The organism is Pseudomonas sp. SM4, assembly GCF_051913165.1.
Lineage (GTDB): Bacteria > Pseudomonadota > Gammaproteobacteria > Pseudomonadales > Pseudomonadaceae > Aquipseudomonas.
Window position 1 is genome coordinate 408,203 of sequence record NZ_JBODOE010000003.1, and the last position, 15,727, is coordinate 423,929.

General features: G+C 58.9%; 17 protein-coding genes. 12 read left to right on the forward strand and 5 right to left on the reverse strand.

The features are described 5' to 3' along the window. The first annotated feature begins 51 nt into the window (after nt 1-51). From argJ to ACQ4MY_RS07515, 3 genes are all read left to right on the forward strand, one after another. Nucleotides 52-1,269: a bifunctional glutamate N-acetyltransferase/amino-acid acetyltransferase ArgJ gene (gene argJ / locus ACQ4MY_RS07505; protein WP_008080378.1), complete on the forward strand. Its 1,218-nt coding sequence runs from the start codon at nt 52-54 to the stop codon at nt 1,267-1,269. Between the two features lie 179 nt (nt 1,270-1,448). Continuing rightward, nucleotides 1,449-2,081, forward strand: a complete 633-nt coding sequence (locus ACQ4MY_RS07510) for a glutathione S-transferase family protein (protein WP_008080377.1) — start codon at nt 1,449-1,451, stop codon at nt 2,079-2,081. Continuing rightward, the gene (locus ACQ4MY_RS07515) at nt 2,078-3,025 is read left to right on the forward strand and encodes a Nudix family hydrolase (RefSeq protein WP_440094611.1); all 948 of its coding nucleotides are present in this window, start codon (nt 2,078-2,080) and stop codon (nt 3,023-3,025) included. Before ACQ4MY_RS07510 ends, ACQ4MY_RS07515 begins: the two co-directional genes overlap by 4 nt. Nucleotides 3,026-3,145: 120 nt before the next feature. Here ACQ4MY_RS07515 and ACQ4MY_RS07520 read toward each other — a convergent pair whose 3' ends face one another. Genes ACQ4MY_RS07520 through ACQ4MY_RS07530 form a run of 3 tightly spaced genes read right to left on the reverse strand, consistent with a single transcriptional unit; the run spans nt 3,146 to nt 6,733 of the window. Beyond that, nucleotides 3,146-3,730 (reverse strand): cob(I)yrinic acid a,c-diamide adenosyltransferase, encoded by a 585-nt coding sequence (locus tag ACQ4MY_RS07520; protein ID WP_008080375.1) that lies wholly within the window; start codon nt 3,728-3,730, stop codon nt 3,146-3,148. A gap of 3 nt (nt 3,731-3,733) precedes the next feature. Continuing rightward, complete coding sequence (locus tag ACQ4MY_RS07525) at nt 3,734-5,770, reverse strand: sensor histidine kinase (protein ID WP_008080373.1); 2,037 nt, start codon at nt 5,768-5,770, stop codon at nt 3,734-3,736. Nucleotides 5,771-5,815: 45 nt separating this feature from the next. Next, nucleotides 5,816-6,733 (reverse strand): putative 2-dehydropantoate 2-reductase, encoded by a 918-nt coding sequence (locus ACQ4MY_RS07530; protein WP_440094613.1) that lies wholly within the window; start codon nt 6,731-6,733, stop codon nt 5,816-5,818. 140 nt (nt 6,734-6,873) lie between these two features. On the opposite strand from ACQ4MY_RS07530, the gene ACQ4MY_RS07535 reads away from it, so the two are divergent. Together ACQ4MY_RS07535 and ACQ4MY_RS07540 are read left to right on the forward strand one after the other, a co-directional pair. Further along, nucleotides 6,874-7,359 carry a YajQ family cyclic di-GMP-binding protein gene (locus tag ACQ4MY_RS07535; protein ID WP_008080210.1) on the forward strand — a complete coding sequence of 162 codons (486 nt, stop codon included), beginning with the start codon at nt 6,874-6,876 and terminating at the stop codon, nt 7,357-7,359. 137 nt (nt 7,360-7,496) lie between these two features. Continuing rightward, nucleotides 7,497-8,339: a mechanosensitive ion channel family protein gene (locus ACQ4MY_RS07540; protein ID WP_008080211.1), complete on the forward strand. Its 843-nt coding sequence runs from the start codon at nt 7,497-7,499 to the stop codon at nt 8,337-8,339. A gap of 229 nt (nt 8,340-8,568) precedes the next feature. On the opposite strand, the gene ACQ4MY_RS07545 is transcribed toward ACQ4MY_RS07540, so the two are convergent. Then, entirely contained in the window at nt 8,569-9,894 is a 1,326-nt protein-coding gene (locus ACQ4MY_RS07545; RefSeq protein ID WP_008080212.1) for an OprD family porin, read from the reverse strand. A gap of 579 nt (nt 9,895-10,473) precedes the next feature. Here ACQ4MY_RS07545 and ACQ4MY_RS07550 point away from each other — a divergent pair. From ACQ4MY_RS07550 to ACQ4MY_RS07560, 3 genes are all read left to right on the forward strand, one after another. Further along, nucleotides 10,474-10,689 carry a hypothetical protein gene (locus ACQ4MY_RS07550; protein WP_157173080.1) on the forward strand — a complete coding sequence of 72 codons (216 nt, stop codon included), beginning with the start codon at nt 10,474-10,476 and terminating at the stop codon, nt 10,687-10,689. Between the two features lie 101 nt (nt 10,690-10,790). After that, on the forward strand, nt 10,791-11,216 hold the full coding sequence (locus ACQ4MY_RS07555; protein ID WP_158831169.1) for an HIT domain-containing protein: 426 nt from the start codon (nt 10,791-10,793) through the stop codon (nt 11,214-11,216). Nucleotides 11,217-11,219: 3 nt separating this feature from the next. Next, on the forward strand, nt 11,220-11,426 hold the full coding sequence (locus ACQ4MY_RS07560; RefSeq protein ID WP_008080215.1) for a SlyX family protein: 207 nt from the start codon (nt 11,220-11,222) through the stop codon (nt 11,424-11,426). A gap of 66 nt (nt 11,427-11,492) precedes the next feature. Here the strand turns inward: ACQ4MY_RS07560 and ACQ4MY_RS07565 are convergent, their stop codons facing one another. After that, on the reverse strand, nt 11,493-12,095 hold the full coding sequence (locus tag ACQ4MY_RS07565; protein ID WP_008080216.1) for a cold-shock protein: 603 nt from the start codon (nt 12,093-12,095) through the stop codon (nt 11,493-11,495). Nucleotides 12,096-12,408: 313 nt separating this feature from the next. Between ACQ4MY_RS07565 and ACQ4MY_RS07570 the strand changes: the two genes are divergently transcribed. From ACQ4MY_RS07570 to aspS, 4 genes are all read left to right on the forward strand, one after another. Beyond that, on the forward strand, nt 12,409-12,879 hold the full coding sequence (locus ACQ4MY_RS07570) for a Dps family protein (protein WP_008080217.1): 471 nt from the start codon (nt 12,409-12,411) through the stop codon (nt 12,877-12,879). A gap of 184 nt (nt 12,880-13,063) precedes the next feature. Beyond that, entirely contained in the window at nt 13,064-13,402 is a 339-nt protein-coding gene (locus ACQ4MY_RS07575; protein ID WP_008080218.1) for a ribbon-helix-helix domain-containing protein, read from the forward strand. Nucleotides 13,403-13,533: 131 nt separating this feature from the next. After that, complete coding sequence (locus ACQ4MY_RS07580) at nt 13,534-13,755, forward strand: FmdB family zinc ribbon protein (protein WP_007912741.1); 222 nt, start codon at nt 13,534-13,536, stop codon at nt 13,753-13,755. 99 nt (nt 13,756-13,854) lie between these two features. Then, a complete protein-coding gene (aspS, locus tag ACQ4MY_RS07585) occupies nt 13,855-15,630 on the forward strand; it encodes an aspartate--tRNA ligase (protein ID WP_008080219.1) in 1,776 nt (591 codons plus the stop codon). Nucleotides 15,631-15,727: the final 97 nt, after the last annotated feature.

The following is a 15,727-nucleotide window of genomic DNA, read 5'->3' on the forward strand; positions in this document are numbered from 1 at the left end:
CACCGCCGCATCGATTGGCGGTGCTGACATCATTGAGTAAGGAGCGCATTCATGGCTGTTGGTCTTGGTCCTTTGCCAACGTTGCACCCGGTTGCCGGTTTTGAACTCGGTATCGCCTCGGCCGGCATCAAGCGCCCCGGGCGCAAAGATGTCGTCGTGATGCGTTGCGCCGAAGGCTCGACCGTGGCGGGCGTGTTCACCTTGAACGCCTTTTGCGCCGCGCCGGTGATCCTGGCGAAGAAGCGCGTACAGAACGCCGTGCGTTATCTGCTGACCAACACTGGCAATGCCAACGCCGGTACCGGCGAGCCAGGCCTGGCCGCTGCCGAACGCACCACCGCCAAACTGGCGGAACTGACCGGCGTTGCTGCCGAGCAGATCCTGCCGTACTCCACCGGTGTGATCGGCGAGCCGCTGCCAGTCGAGAAGATCGAAGGCGCGCTGCAAGCTGCACTGGACGACCTCTCGGAAAACAACTGGGAAGCGGCCGCCACCGGCATCATGACCACCGATACCTTGCCGAAGGGCGCCAGCCGCCAGTTCGAGCATGACGGCGTGACCATCACCGTTACCGGCATCAGCAAAGGCGCGGGCATGATCCGCCCGAACATGGCGACGATGCTCGGTTACATTGCCACTGACGCCAAAGTCTCCCGCGATGTGCTGCATAACCTGATGCTCGACGGCGCCAACAAGTCGTTCAACCGCATCACCATCGATGGCGACACCTCGACCAACGACTGCTGCATGCTGATCGCCACGGGCAAGGCTGCACTGCCGGAAATCACCCGCGCCGAAGGCGAGTTGTTCGCCAAACTGAAGCAAGCGGTATTCGAAGTGTGCATGGACGTCGCCCAGGCCATCGTGCGTGATGGCGAAGGCGCGACCAAGTTCGTCACCGTTGAAGTGAATGGCGGCGGCAACCATCAGGAATGCCTGGACGTTGGCTACACCGTGGCACACTCGCCGCTGATCAAGACCGCGCTGTTCGCCTCCGATCCGAACTGGGGCCGCATTCTGGCTGCCGTCGGTCGTGCCGGCGTGCCGGATCTGGACGTGAGCAAGATTGACGTGTTCCTTGGCGAGGTGTGCATCGCCAGCCGTGGCGCGCGTGCGGCGACCTACACTGAGGCGCAGGGTTCGGCGGTGATGCAGCAGGAAGAAATCACCATCCGCATCGAACTGGGTCGCGGCGATTGCAGCGAAACCATCTGGACCACCGACCTGTCGCATGAATACGTGAAGATCAACGCTGAATACCGCACTTGATCTAAAAGGTGGAGCGGGCTGCCGGCCTCATCGCGGGCAAGCCCGCTCCCACAGGGTTCTGTGGTGTACACAAAATTTGTGAGCGACCTCAATCACTGTGGGAGCGGGCTTGCCCGCGATGACGGACGAACAGACGCCAGACATTCTGGATTGTTTCCCTGACAAGAAGGTATTCACCCATGTCCCTGCACCTGATCATCGGCGACAAACTGCTTTCCTCCTGGTCCCTGCGCGCCGCCCTGGCGCTGGAGCTGACCGGCGCACCCTATACCGAAGAACTGATCAAGCTCGGCAAGCCCGACACCCGCGAGCTGCTGCTCAAGCATTCGCCGACCGCCAAGGTCCCGCTGCTGCAAACCTCGCGTGGCACTGTCGCCGATTCGCTGGCCATCGCCGAATACCTCGCTGAACAGTTCCCGTCCGAGCAGCTCTGGCCGAGCGATATCTTCGCCCGTGCGCAGGCCCGATCCGCTTGCGCACAAATGCACAGCGGCTTCTTCGCCATGCGCAATCACATGCCGTTCAACCTCAATCACGATGCGCCGCTCAGCCCGGTGCCGCCAGAAGTGAAGGTCGACATCGAACGCATGCTCGCGCTGTGGGCCGAATGCCGTGCCGCCGCCACCGAGAGCGGGCCGTATTTGTTCGGCCGGGTGAGTCTGGCCGATGCCTTCTTCGCGCCGATTGCCGTGCGCCTGCGTACTTATCAAGTGCAACTGCCGGCCGTCGACCAAGCCTATGTTGAAACCGTCTACCAATGGCCCGCGTTCAAGGCGTGGCAAAAGGCTGGACTGGAGGAATTGAATCCGTGAAACGCGTACACGTCGCCGCCGCCGTCATCCGTGACGACAGCGGCAAAATCCTGATTGCCCGCCGCGCCGACTCACAGCATCAAGGTGGGTTGTGGGAGTTTCCCGGCGGCAAGGTCGAGGCTGACGAGGCAGTCGAAACCGCGCTGGCCCGTGAGCTGCACGAAGAGTTGGGCATCGTCGTTGGCGCCGCCCGACCGCTGATCAAAGTCCGTCACGATTACCCCGACAAACAGGTATTGCTGGATGTCTGGGAAGTCTCGGCATTCACCGGCGAGCCGCATGGTGCCGAAGGCCAGCCATTGGCCTGGGTCACGGCGAAGGAGTTGGTCAACTACGAGTTCCCGGCGGCCAATCAGCCGATCGTGGCGGCAGCGCGTTTGCCGGCTGAATACCTGATCACCCCGGAAGATCTGGAAACCCCGGCGTTGTTGCGCGGTATCCAGAAGGCGATTGCCGGCGGGATCAAGTTGATTCAGCTGCGTGCACCGAACGGTTATGACCCCAAGTATCGCGATCTGGCAGTTGATGCGGCGGGTCTTTGTGCGGGCAAGGCGCAATTGATGATTAAAGGGCCGTTCGAATGGCTCGGCGATTTCCCTTCTGCCGGCTGGCACATCACCTCCGCACAATTGCGTAAATACGCAGCGGCGGGGCGTCCGTTGCCGGCGGAGCGTTGGTTGGCGGCGTCGTGCCACAACGCTGAGGAACTGGCGCTGGCTGAGCAGATGGGTGTGGACTTTGTCACGCTGTCGCCGGTGCAGCCGACGTTGACGCATCCGGATGCGCAGCCGTTGGGCTGGGAGCAGGCTGGGGCGCTGATCGAAGGCTTCAGCAAACCGGTGTTTCTGTTGGGCGGTGTTGGCCCGGTGGAGCGCGAGAAGGCTTGGGGTGTTGGGGCGCAGGGTGTGGCGGGGATCCGCGCGTTCTGGCCTGATTCTCTGTAAAGGCAGCAGGCCTCATCGCTGGCAAGCCAGCTCCCACAAGGTTTTGTGTCGTTCACAAATGTTGTGTACAACTCGAAACCTGTGGGAGCTGGCTTGCCAGCGATGGCGGCCGGTCAGGCGCTACATCTCTGTCGGTTTTGGGGCCGGCTGCCAAAGAATCTCCGCAATCCCCTGTCGCCGCGCAATCAACCGCGCCGCGACAAACAACAAATCCGACAACCGATTGATATACGCCAGGCCAACCCCGGCCAGCGGCTCAAGCGCATTCAAATGCTGACAGCGCCGTTCGGCACTGCGCGCCAGGCTGCGACACACATGGGCCTGCGCAATCAGCATCGACCCGCCCGGCAAAATGAAATTCTCCAGCGGCCCCAGCTCCTCATTCCACACGTCGATCGCCGCTTCCAGCCGTTCGATTTCCCCTGCGTTCAACGCCTGATACTCAGGCATCGCCAACTCGCCGCCCAAATCAAACAGCCGATGCTGACAAGGCGCCAACACTTCGATCAGTTCATTCAGCCCAGGATAGGCCTCACGTTCGGCAATCAAACCGGCCAACAGCACGCCGACCTGACTGTTCAGCGTGTCGACCTCACCTATCGCCTCGATGCGCGGATGATCTTTCGGCACGCGGCGGCCGTCGCCCAGGCCGGTTTCGCCTTTGTCGCCGGTGCGGGTGTAAATCTTCGACAAGCGAAAGCCCATGGGTTACCTCGGTAGTTGATTGTTTTCGGCTGCGATCGGTGCCGGTTGCGCCAGTGGCAGGCGCAGAGTGAAGCAGGTGCCCTGACCGGGAGCCGACTGCACTTCCATCTGCCCTTTGTGGTTGTTGGTAATGATGAAGTACGACACCGACAGGCCAAGCCCTGTGCCCTGGCCGATTTCCTTGGTGGTGAAGAACGGCTCGAAGGTGCGTTTGCGCACGTTCTCGCTCATGCCGATGCCGTTGTCTTCCACCTGGATCTCGGCCCATGGCGGATTGAGTTTGGTGCGCAGAATGATTCGCCCGGGCTCGCTGTCGTCCTCGCGCTGGTGAATTGCTTGCGCGGCGTTCTTCAGCAGATTGAGCAGCACTTGTTCCAGTTCATTGGCGGTGCCGGGTACCGGGCCGAGCGCCGGGTCGAATTGGCGAATGATCGCTTGACCCTTGAAGTCGAAACCGATGGCCAGATCGAAGTCGTTGCCAGCGATGTCCACCGCCTGGTCGATCAGTGCCGGCAAATCGCACGGCGCCATTTGCCGCGTGCTGCGGCGACTGAAACTGAGCATGTGCGTGACGATTTTTGCTGCCCGGGCACCAGCCTGTTGAATGCCATCGAGCAGTTGCGGCACTTCGCGGCCTTGCAGGTAGCGGTTGACCGTGTCCAGTTCGATGCCCAGTTGTTCGGCGGTTTCGAGGTTCTTCGGCAGCTCTGTCGACAGCCGGCGCCTGATGTTCTGCACGTTGTGCAGGATCGCCCCCAGCGGGTTGTTGATTTCGTGGGCCATGCCGGCGGCGAGGCCGCCGACCGAGAGCATTTTTTCCGACTGCACCATCATTTCTTCCAGCGACAGGCGCTGAGTAATGTCATCGATGCGGATCACCACGCCGCGCCCGGCACCGCCCATCAGCGGGTAGAACGTCAGCGCGTAGTGCTTCGGCTCATCGTCCTTGAACCACGTCACCCGCTCGATTTTCGCCACGGTGTGTTGCTCGACGGTCTGCTTGAGCTGCGGCAGGAATGGCTTGAGCGGTTCGAACGCGAGAAAGATCGGCTGGTTCAGCGCCTCGTCCAGGCGTGTCCCGGAGAGGGCGCTGGCTTCCTGGTTCCATTGAGTGACGTAGAGCTGCTCGTCGAGGGCGATCAGCGCCGAGGGCATCGAGTCGATGATGCTGTTGAGGTAGTTCTGGAAACCAGTGAGCTTCTTCTCGATCTTGCTGCGCACCTGCACTTCCAGTTCCAGTTTGCGGTTGGTGTGGCGGGTTTCTTCCGCCAGCCCCTGCGCCTGATCGTAAGCGGCTTGCGAGTCATCGCGGGCGCGCTTGAGCTGCTGCTCACGGGCCTCGATACGCGAGAGCATGGTGTTGAAGGCCTCGGCGAGACTGCCGATTTCATCGTGGTTGCCGCGCGAGGCCCGCAGGGCGTAGTTTTCTTCGCGGGTGACCTGACGCGACAATTCTTCGAGCTGGTGGATCGGGCGGGTGATCAAACGCTTGATCTGCCGGGCAATCACCAGCCACAGCAGCACGCTGAAAATCAGGATGCCGAGGCTCGCGGTCAACGTACCGGTGTAGAAGGCCATCGGCAGTTCGCTGCTCGCCACCAGCAACAGATGGCCGGGCGCGGTGCCGGGGCGGGGCAGGGTGATCAACTGGTTGCTACGAAATTCGGTGAGCTGCCAGGCTTCGATGTGTCGATAACGCTCTGGCAGTTTCAGTTTGTCGCCGCGCTGCACCTGAGCGAGGCGTTCGCCTTTGCCGTCATACAGGGCGGCGGCGCGCAGTGGTGAATAACTGTCGAGCTCCTTGAGCAGACGCTCGGCGCTCTCCGGTGATTGCAGGGACTCGCTGACCAGACTCGGGTTGGCAATCAGTCGGCCGATGGTCTGCAAGGCCTGCGGTGCCATGCTTTCCTGGGAGATGTAGTAGGCGGCGCTGATAAAGGTCAGGTTGGCGACCAGCAAAACAGTGGTCAACAGCACCAGCAGGGCGGCCAGCAGTTTCTGGCCGACCGGCAGGTTTTCGAGGCGCTGGCGCAATGGCATCAGGTTTATCGCAGCAAAGGAACAAGTGGCCAGCGTAGCCGCTGCTCAGTCGCTGGGCAATCCAAGGCTGTGCAGATGCGCGACGAGGCGCTGCTGCAATTGCTTGAGGTGCGGCAGGTTCAACTGGTGGCGCGCAGCGACTTTGCAGGCATGGCCCAACAAGTAGCTGATTTCGGTGCGGCGCTGGTTGGCGACGTCCTGATACATCGAAGAGTAATTGGCGGCGGTGGCGTGGATCACCCGTTCGACTTCCTCTTGCAGGTTGTCGGCAGCCGCTGGCTGGCCGCAGCGCTGCAACAATTCGGCGAGTTCGGCGCACAGCGTGGCGACTTCGCAGTGATGCTGCTGCAGCCCGCCGTTACGGCAGCCGTGCAGCACGGTCAGCGGGTTGATCGCACAGTTGAGCGCCAGTTTGCGCCACAGGCGGGTGAGGATGTCGGCGCTCCACTCGTGGGGGATTTTCGCCGCGTCCAGGTCATCCAGCCAGATCGGCGCCACCGGATGACCGGCATCGCCAAGCCAGGTGAAACCGTGGCCGGCGAACACCACGCGCCAGTCGCCATCGCGGAACGCGCCTTCCGTGCTGGAGGCGCTGATGCAGCGGGCTTGCGGGACTCGTGTGGCGACGGCGTCCTGGCTGCCGAGGCCGTTCTGCAACAGGATCAGCTCGGCATCCGCCGTCAGGCGCGGGGCGAGGCGGGCGACGGCGCTTTCAGCGTCATAGGCTTTGCAGGCGACCAGCAAGCGTCGGATCGGCTCGGGGCTGTCCGGGGTTTCGCCCGGCACCACGTAGGTACTGGCCTTTCCTTGTTCCACCAGGGTCAAGCCGCCAGCGCCTTGATAACTGCGCAGGCGCTCGGCATCCCGCAGGATCAGTCTGACCGGCAAACCGGCGCGGGCCAGGCGTGTAGCCCACAGCGTGCCAAGACTGCCGGCGCCGAGAATGTGCCAGGTGGTCGACATCAGTTTTTTGCTCGATTGCGTGCAGGCATGTGCGGCTCGCCGTGTTCGTAGGAAAAGACCCGTTATAATGAGCCCGATTTTAACCGCAAGCCAAGCGCGCTCCATCCTCATCGAGCGCGCCTTTTTATTGGAGAGATTACATGCCGTCGTTCGACGTGGTATCCGAACTGGACAAACACGAACTCACCAACGCGGTCGAGAACGCCGTGAAGGAACTCGATCGTCGTTATGACCTGAAAGGCAAAGGCAGCTTCGAGTTCAAGGAAAAAGACCTGACCGTCAGCCTGACCGCTGAAGCCGGGTTCCAGCTGGAAGCGATGATCGAAATCCTCAAGCTGGCCCTGGTCAAGCGCAAGATCGACGTGCAGTGCCTTGAAGTCAAGGACGCTTACGCATCGGGCAAGCTGATGAAGCAAGACGCCATCCTCAAGGAAGGCATCGACAAGGAGCTGGCGAAGAAAATCGTCGGCCACATCAAAGACGCCAAGTTGAAAGTGCAGGCCGCCATTCAGGGCGAGCAGGTCCGTGTCACCGGCAAGAAGCGTGACGACCTGCAAGAGGCCATCGCGGCACTGCGCGCTAAAGAATTCGGCATGCCGCTGCAGTTCAACAACTTCCGCGACTAAGCTTTTTCGTCGGGAACCTCTCGGCGTTTTCAGCGTCCGAGCCCCAAGCAACGGCAGAAACGATTGAGCCCCAACAGGCTCGGTCTTTCTGCCGCTGATTTTTTCAGCCCGGGTAGCCGGAAATCAGGAGATAGAACATGGATTTGAATGCTGAGGTAGACCACCTGGTCAAGGCGTCCCAGGCGTGGATCCCGATGATCATGGAATACGGCAGCCGCGTGCTGCTGGCCGTGATTACCCTGGCCATCGGCTGGTGGCTGATCAACAAGGTCACGCAAAAACTCGGCGGCTTGCTGGCCCTGCGCAACGCTGACCTGGCGCTGCAAGGCTTTATCAGCAGCCTGGCCAACATCATTCTTAAAGTGCTGCTGATCGTCAGCGTCGCGTCGATGATCGGTGTCGAAACCACCTCGTTCGTTGCTGCGATCGGTGCTGCAGGCCTGGCCATCGGTCTGGCGTTGCAGGGCAGCCTGGCGAACTTCGCTGGCGGCGTGCTGATTCTGCTGTTCCGTCCATTCCGCATCGGCGACTGGATCGAAGCGCAAGGCGTGTCGGGTACCGTCGACAGCATCCAGATTTTCCACACTGTGCTGCGTACTGGCGACAACAAGACCATCATCGTGCCGAACGGTAACCTGTCGAACGGCATCATCACCAACACCAACCGTCAGCCGACCCGTAAGGTTGTGTTCGATGTGGGTGTCGATTACGAGGCCGATCTGCAGAAGGCCCGTCAGGTGCTGCTGGATCTGGCCAAGGATGATCGCGTTCTGCAGGATCCGGCGCCACAGGCGGTGATTTCGACGCTGGGTGACAGCTCGATCACTGTCTCCCTGCGTGTCTGGGTTAAAACCGCAGACTACTGGGACGTGATGTTCATGTTTAACGAACAGTCGCGCGATCGTTTAAAAACCGCCGGTATCGATATCCCGTTTCCACAACGGGTAATTCGTGTAGTTCAGGAAACGGCTGCACAGTAACAACATTGATACCTGGCTTTGCGGTCAGTTAATTAATGAAAAACCCAAGTGCTGTTCGCAGTCTTGGGTTTTTTTATGTCTGTGCTGAAAGTTTGCTGGCTAATAGATAGCCGGCTAATCTTTATTGTTTGAATGAAGTTGGGCCGGGCATAAAAAAACCGCCCACCTGAGTCAGGTGAGCGGTTCTTGTTAGAGCAGGGCTCTACAGTACGTCAGCTGTGCATCCCTATTAGAGGATGTTCAGTGGGTACTCAACGATCAGACGAGTGTCGTTGTTGTCAGACGAGTAGCCGCTGTACGCGCCGTTGGAGCGGTACATGGCGTAACGCAGACGGAACGACAGGTCTTTGGCCGGGCCTTCCTGGATCACGTACTTGGACTCGGCGTTCCACTCGTTCTCTTTACCTTCACCCAGACCGTTGGTCTCGATGTTGTTACCCATTACGTAACGGGTCATGAAGCTCAGGCCAGGGACGCCGTAAGTTTTCATGTTCAGGTCGTAGCGCGCTTGCCAGGATTTCTCCTCGCGGCCCACGAAGTCGGAGATTTGGATGGAGTTGGCCACGAAGATCGTGCTGTTGCCGTCAACGCCATAGTAATAAGCGTTGTCGCCGCTCGACTGCTGGTAGGCAACGGTGAACTTGTGCGCGCCCAGGCTGTAAGCAGCGGCCAGGGACCACAGGTTGTTGTCCACACCCAGAGTGCCGTCACCGATGGCGTCGACCAGGTCACCACGGCTGTCGCCCTTGGTTTTGTACCCGTTCAGGTCGAAGTTCAGCGACTGTTCGTCGTTGATTGGCAAGGTGTAGTTCAGGTTGATGTAGTACTTCTTGAAGTAGTCATCAGCGTCGGATGCAGCCAGGGCACCGGTGAAGTTGTCGGTGAAGGCGTAGCTGGCACCAAAGATATTGATGTTGGTCAGGCCTTTGCCGCCGAAGCCGTTCTCATCTGGCAGACCGCCGATGCTGTCACGGCCCATACCGGTTTGCTTGCTCAGGGAAGTGAAGCGACCTGCGCTCAGTTCCAGACCTTTGATCTCTTTGGAAGTGATCAGGGTACCGGTCGCGACTTCTGGCAGCAGACGGCTGTCATCGGTAGCGAAAACCGGGCTGGCAACGAATTGCTGACCGTACTTCAGAGTGGTGTCGGATACGCGGAATTTGACTGCGCCGCCGATTTTGCCCTGGGATTTTTCCGGGTTGCCGTCGCTGTCGTTGGCGAACAGGCCGTTACCGCGGTGGCCCGAGCCGCCGTCCAGTTTGACCGAACCCATTGCCATGGCGTCGAGACCGAAGCCAACGGTGCCTTGAGTGAAGCCCGATTCGTAAGTCAGCAGTTGGCTGAGACCGGAATCCTGGCGATAACCAGCAGTACCGGAAGTGCCATTGCCTGCACCGTTTTTAAAGTCACGGTTCATGTATTCAAAACGAGTCTTCAGTTTCAGGCTCTGGTCGCCGATGAAACCTTTGGAATCATCCTGAGAGGACGCCACTGCGAACTGCGAGGTGCCTGCTGCAACAGCCAGGGCGATCATGCTCCACTTCATCACGCGCATCGTGATTTGCTCCTTTGGTTTTTAGAAGAGTACTGCCGTCCCACCTGTTTTATTATCTGGGCGGCTCTTTCTTTTTGTGTCGGCGCAAACTTATATCACGCCGACAATGTTGGCGATACTTGCGAATCTAACGTTTCACCTTCTTTACGACGCTGTCGCAAACGGTTGTGTAGATGTCGCAAATTCACAGTACCGATGCAATCGGGCCGACAACTTTCTCGCTGTTTTTTTAGCCGTTTGCATCGCTAAAAAAGAGTCCCTGGCAAAACACTTGAATCTCCATCGGGCAACCCTGCCACTGTTTTTGTTGGGCTTGAGGCATCCACATCGTGTGGTGCGCTTATAGTCCATATGTGTGCGAATGCAACAAGCGTGCACAAACCGCAATCTTGCTGCGGTTATTTTTTTGCACAACGCGTGTTACCTGTAAAAACCTCATAAATACGGGGCGCAAAGCCCCTTTTTACAAGGGCTTGACGCCATTCCTGCAATGGTGTTGCCGCGACATCAGCCGCACGCGACAGCCAAAAACGTTACCGGTTCACCCCGTGAGTGAGTATTCGGCGGATGCTTCGACGCATGAGCGTAGACGCACTGTGCGGTTTTGGTGCAAAAAAAATGACCCGCTGTCCTGTAATCACACAGTTTGATGAGTGGGCGATCGCGAACGCATCAGGGTTTTTCGGTCATTTGCGTGTGTTCATTGCCGTTCTCGGTTCTTTGCTGGTGCAACGTGTCGGTAAATGTCACATGTCGGGGCGCGCGGCGAGTGACGAGAGGGCACTGCTGTCGTGAAGGCTGGCGCAATCGCAGGTATGCTGCCGGTCTGTCGCTTGGTACCGCGTCCTGCGGGATGGCCGCTAAGCTCAATATGTCGAACAGCCGGAGTGCGCGCAGTGTTTGCTTTAGATCCACGACTTCAACAGGACACCCTGACCCTCGGCGACTTCCCGCTCTGCCGATTGTTGTTGTCCAACGACGCCAACTACCCGTGGTTCATCCTGGTGCCTCGTCGCGACGATATCAGCGAGTTGTTTCAATTGGATGTCGCCGATCAACAGCAGTTATGGCTGGAAACCACCGCGCTGGCCGAGTTGCTCAAGGATTTGCTGGATGCGGACAAGATGAACGTGGCGACGCTGGGTAACGTCGTCAGCCAATTGCACATGCACGTGATTGTGCGCAAACGCGATGACGCCGCCTGGCCGGCGCCGGTCTGGGGCAAACACCCGGCCAAGCCTTATAGCGCCGAGCAAGTGGCCGCCATTCGCGAACGCTTGCGCCTGGTGCTGACCGAAGACTTCACGTTTCTGGAGGGCTGAAGCATGAGCCTGGAACAACGCGTTACCGATCTCGAAAGCCGTCTGGCGTTTCAGGATGACACTATCCAGTCGTTGAACGATGTACTGGTTGCGCAGCAGCGTGTGGTTGATCGTCTGCAATTGCAGATGGCCGCACTGCTCAAGCGTCAGGAAGAGATGGTCGGGCAGTTCGAATCGTTCGAAGAAGAAGCACCACCGCCGCACTATTGATACGTTTTCAAAGGCATAAAAAAACCGCGTACAGCCAGGCTGTACGCGGTTTTTTATTGCCTTGGCTCAGCGACGCGGCAAAGCGGCGATCACGTCCTCGGCTTGCAGGCCCTTGTCCCGGTTCATTACCGAGAACTCTACGCGCTGGCCTTCGACCAGGACGCGGTGGCCTTCGCCACGGATTGCACGAAAGTGCACGAAGATATCATCGCCGGAATCCCGGGAGATAAAGCCGAAGCCTTTGGAGGTGTTGAACCACTTGACGGTACCGGTATCGCGATTGGTCATGTCATAGCTGGTTGGAGCGGCAGCAGGTGAAGAACGATAAAAACTGACGGCCAGGTGCAATACGACGGCCACCAGCGCGATCACCAGGGTGAACAGTACGGCTGGCTGGCCGGCGATGACAGGCATCGGCGCGATCAGGGTCAAGGTTTGCAGGACGACGGTCAGCACCAGCAGCGCGCTGACGAGGTTTTGCAGATGCTGGCGCGGGCCTTTGTTCCAGTAAGGAATCACCGGAGCAATGACCAGGTTCAGCAGGCCGAAAAAGGCCAGGTAGAGAGCATCAGGTTGTTGCAGGTAGGGAACGGCTTCAGATTTCAAGCTGGGTATGAACGACAGCAGCAAAGCGGCTGCGCCCATTAGCAGGTGGACGATTTTCAACATTTTAATTGGCTCACGTTTATGACGGCTCACAAGGAAGAGCTGAAGGCGCACGGTTCGCTTCGTAACAAAATAAAGAGGCGGTAGGCACGTACACGGCATCAGCCTATGCGCAAGACCCCGAAAAATGGGGCATGGCGACACACTGCCTATTTAACAGCAAAGCCTGCAGCTACTCAAATCAGCCCGGCCAGCGGCAAGGTGTTGGTCGATTTGTCGCAGTCTGTGTGCCCGATCAAGGCTGCGGGGTGTCGACAGCCTTGCTAGAGTGGGTCTGCACCTTTGGATGAATTCAATCGCCGTTAGGGGGTAAAACATGGCAATCGATATCGGTATCAGTGAAGAAGATCGCAAGTCCATTGTTGAAGGACTGTCGCGTCTGCTGTCGGACACCTACGTGCTGTATTTGAAAACCCACAACTTCCACTGGAACGTCACCGGGCCGATGTTCCGCACGCTGCACTTGATGTTTGAAGAGCAGTACAACGAATTGGCGCTGGCCGTCGACTCGATCGCCGAGCGTATTCGTGCGCTGGGTTTTCCCGCACCTGGGGCCTACGCCACGTACGCGCGTCTTTCCTCTATTAAGGAAGAAACCGGCGTGCCGAGCGCCGAGGACATGATCAAGCAACTGGTTGAAGGCCAAGAGGCGGTTACCCGCACCGCGCGCGGTATCTTCCCGCTGTTGGACAAAGTCAGTGACGAGCCGACTGCCGACCTGCTGACCCAACGCATGCAAGTGCATGAAAAAACCGCGTGGATGCTGCGCGCGCTACTGGAGGCATGATCCGGGCGCGCGGGCATCTCGTACGGTTGCTCGCGCGCTGTCCAGACTCTTACCGGTTGCGTTGGCTTATCCTACGTGGATGGGCAATAAGTCATCTGGCTATAACTTTGCGTCTGCGCTTTTATGGAGGTCACACGGATGTGGCTTTTGAAACCCGCAGAAATGGCAAAGGAGTGTCAGCGATATGGAAGATGCAGACAGGCGCAAGGACAGGATTGTCGGGCCGCCTCAGGATTTGATCGTCGATCCGTTCGTCAACGAGTTCGACATGACGCTGGTCCGGCCGTTATCACGGTCTGTACGTTTGAATGGCTACGCCACCTGCCTGCGACTGGAGCAGGTCTACTGGAATATCCTCGGCAACATGGCCGCCGATAATTGCTGTTCCATCAGTTCGCTGTTGTCCCACGTCGATCGCGAAGTGCAACTGCGCCACGGTGGGGTGAAAAACTTCAGCGCGCTGGTGCGGGTAGTGTGCGTGATCAATGGGGGTGGGGCAGTGCCGCCGGCCATTGCCGTCTGAAAAAAGGCGATTGCCATTAAATGCGGGCTGTGCAGTCTTACGGCTGCACAGCCCGCATTTAATGGATATAATCCCGCTCTTTCGCCGCAAAGCCCCGCGCGCGGTGGCAACCTGATCGCCGAGACACCCCCATGCCGATGTACGATTATCAATGTGCTTCCTGTGGTCATCAGTTGGAAGCCATTCAAAAGATCAGCGAGGCACCGCTGGTCGACTGCCCTGCCTGCCAGGCGCCAGAGTTGAAGAAACAACTGTCGATGCCAGGCTTTCGCCTCAGTGGCGGCGGTTGGTACGAAACCGATTTCAAGACCGGCGCCAAGAAGAACCTGGCCGGTGGCGACAAATCTGACTAGGGTTCAACCCCGGGTTGAACGACACGCGTGAGTTTCCGCATTGCTTGAACGCAACGCGATCTCCACCGAATATCGAATGACGAGAAGCGAACCATTATCATGATGCGCAGCCACTATTGCGGCCAACTGAACGAAAGCCTGGAAGGCCAGGAAATTACCCTTTGCGGATGGGTTCACCGTCGCCGCGACCACGGCGGGGTGATTTTCCTCGATATCCGTGATCGTGATGGTCTGGCCCAAGTGGTATTCGATCCGGATCGCGCCGAGAGCTTCGCCGCTGCCGATCGCGTGCGCAGTGAATACGTGGTGAAGATCACCGGTAAGGTGCGTCTGCGCCCGGCCGGTGCGACCAACGCCAACATGGCGTCGGGCATGATCGAAGTGCTCGGTTACGAACTGGAAGTGCTGAACGAGTCGGAAACCCCGCCGTTCCCGCTGAACGAGTTCTCCGATGTCGGCGAAGAAACCCGCCTGCGCTATCGCTTCCTCGACCTGCGTCGTCCGGAAATGGCCGAGAAGCTGCGTCTGCGTTCGCGCATGACCACCAGCATCCGTCGCTTCCTCGACGAGAACGGCTTCCTCGACGTTGAAACACCGATCCTGACCCGTGCCACCCCTGAAGGTGCGCGTGACTATCTGGTACCGAGCCGCACCCACGCCGGTTCGTTCTTCGCCCTGCCGCAATCGCCGCAACTGTTCAAACAACTGTTGATGGTGGCCGGCTTCGACCGTTACTACCAGATCGCCAAGTGCTTCCGTGACGAAGACCTGCGCGCTGACCGTCAGCCAGAATTCACCCAGATCGACATCGAGACCAGTTTCCTCGATGAAAAAGAGATCATGGGCCTGACCGAGCAAATGATCCGCAACCTGTTCAAGGAAGTGCTGGATCTGGAATTCGGCGAATTCCCGCACATGACCTTCGAAGAAGCCATGCGCCGCTACGGTTCCGACAAGCCAGACCTGCGTATCCCGCTGGAACTGGTCGACGTTGCCGATCAACTGAAAGAAGTTGATTTCAAAGTGTTCAGCGGCCCGGCCAACGACCCGAAATGCCGTATCGCTGCTTTGCGCGTACCAGGCGGGGCGAGCATGCCGCGCAAGCAGATCGACGACTACACCAAGTTCGTCGGCATCTACGGTGCCAAGGGCCTGGCGTACATCAAGGTCAACGAGCGCGCTGCCGGTGTTGACGGTCTGCAATCGCCGATCGTGAAAAACATTCCGCTGGAAAACCTCAACGCCATCCTCGATCGCGTTGGCGCCGTTGACGGCGACATCGTGTTCTTCGGCGCCGACAAGGCCAAGATCGTCAGCGAAGCCTTGGGCGCACTGCGCATCAAGCTTGGTCACGACCTCAACCTGCTGACCTGCAAGTGGGCGCCGATGTGGGTTGTCGACTTCCCGATGTTCGAAGAAAACGACGACGGCAGCTTCTCTGCGCTGCACCACCCGTTCACCGCGCCGAAGTGCTCGCCGGAAGAACTGGAAGCCAACCCGGCCGGCGCTCTGTCCCGTGCCTACGACATGGTGCTGAACGGCACTGAGTTGGGTGGCGGTTCGATCCGTATCCACCGCAAGGAAATGCAGCAAGCAGTCTTCCGCCTATTGGGTATCAACGAAGCGGAACAGGAAGAGAAATTCGGCTTCCTGCTCGACGCCCTGAAGTACGGTGCACCGCCGCACGGTGGTCTGGCCTTCGGTCTCGACCGTCTGGTGATGCTGATGACCGGCGCCCAGTCGATCCGTGAAGTGATCGCCTTCCCGAAAACCCAGAGTGCTGCTGACGTGATGACGCAAGCGCCGGGTGTGGTGGATGCCAAGGCATTGCGCGAGCTGCACATTCGTTTGCGCGAAACGCCAAAGGCTGAGTAACACGGGCCTGAAGGCGCATCTTCGGATGCGCCTTTTTTCTTTCTATAGAGAGCAGGTCGAGATTTTTTGTGTGCTGGCCGCTGCATGAGCAGGGCGG

What these genes read in the sequence shown, in the direction of transcription:
- argJ (WP_008080378.1), top strand. Translation starts at nt 52, where the DNA reads ATGGCTGTTGGTCTTGGTCCTTTGCCAACGTTGCACCCGGTTGCCGGT.
- ACQ4MY_RS07510 (WP_008080377.1), top strand. Translation starts at nt 1,449, where the DNA reads ATGTCCCTGCACCTGATCATCGGCGACAAACTGCTTTCCTCCTGGTCC.
- ACQ4MY_RS07520 (WP_008080375.1), bottom strand. Translation starts at nt 3,730, where the DNA reads ATGGGCTTTCGCTTGTCGAAGATTTACACCCGCACCGGCGACAAAGGC.
- ACQ4MY_RS07525 (WP_008080373.1), bottom strand. Translation starts at nt 5,770, where the DNA reads ATGCCATTGCGCCAGCGCCTCGAAAACCTGCCGGTCGGCCAGAAACTG.
- ACQ4MY_RS07530 (WP_440094613.1), bottom strand. Translation starts at nt 6,733, where the DNA reads ATGTCGACCACCTGGCACATTCTCGGCGCCGGCAGTCTTGGCACGCTG.
- ACQ4MY_RS07535 (WP_008080210.1), top strand. Translation starts at nt 6,874, where the DNA reads ATGCCGTCGTTCGACGTGGTATCCGAACTGGACAAACACGAACTCACC.
- ACQ4MY_RS07540 (WP_008080211.1), top strand. Translation starts at nt 7,497, where the DNA reads ATGGATTTGAATGCTGAGGTAGACCACCTGGTCAAGGCGTCCCAGGCG.
- ACQ4MY_RS07545 (WP_008080212.1), bottom strand. Translation starts at nt 9,894, where the DNA reads ATGCGCGTGATGAAGTGGAGCATGATCGCCCTGGCTGTTGCAGCAGGC.
- ACQ4MY_RS07550 (WP_157173080.1), top strand. Translation starts at nt 10,474, where the DNA reads ATGAGCGTAGACGCACTGTGCGGTTTTGGTGCAAAAAAAATGACCCGC.
- ACQ4MY_RS07560 (WP_008080215.1), top strand. Translation starts at nt 11,220, where the DNA reads ATGAGCCTGGAACAACGCGTTACCGATCTCGAAAGCCGTCTGGCGTTT.
- ACQ4MY_RS07565 (WP_008080216.1), bottom strand. Translation starts at nt 12,095, where the DNA reads ATGTTGAAAATCGTCCACCTGCTAATGGGCGCAGCCGCTTTGCTGCTG.
- ACQ4MY_RS07570 (WP_008080217.1), top strand. Translation starts at nt 12,409, where the DNA reads ATGGCAATCGATATCGGTATCAGTGAAGAAGATCGCAAGTCCATTGTT.
- ACQ4MY_RS07575 (WP_008080218.1), top strand. Translation starts at nt 13,064, where the DNA reads ATGGAAGATGCAGACAGGCGCAAGGACAGGATTGTCGGGCCGCCTCAG.
- ACQ4MY_RS07580 (WP_007912741.1), top strand. Translation starts at nt 13,534, where the DNA reads ATGCCGATGTACGATTATCAATGTGCTTCCTGTGGTCATCAGTTGGAA.
- aspS (WP_008080219.1), top strand. Translation starts at nt 13,855, where the DNA reads ATGATGCGCAGCCACTATTGCGGCCAACTGAACGAAAGCCTGGAAGGC.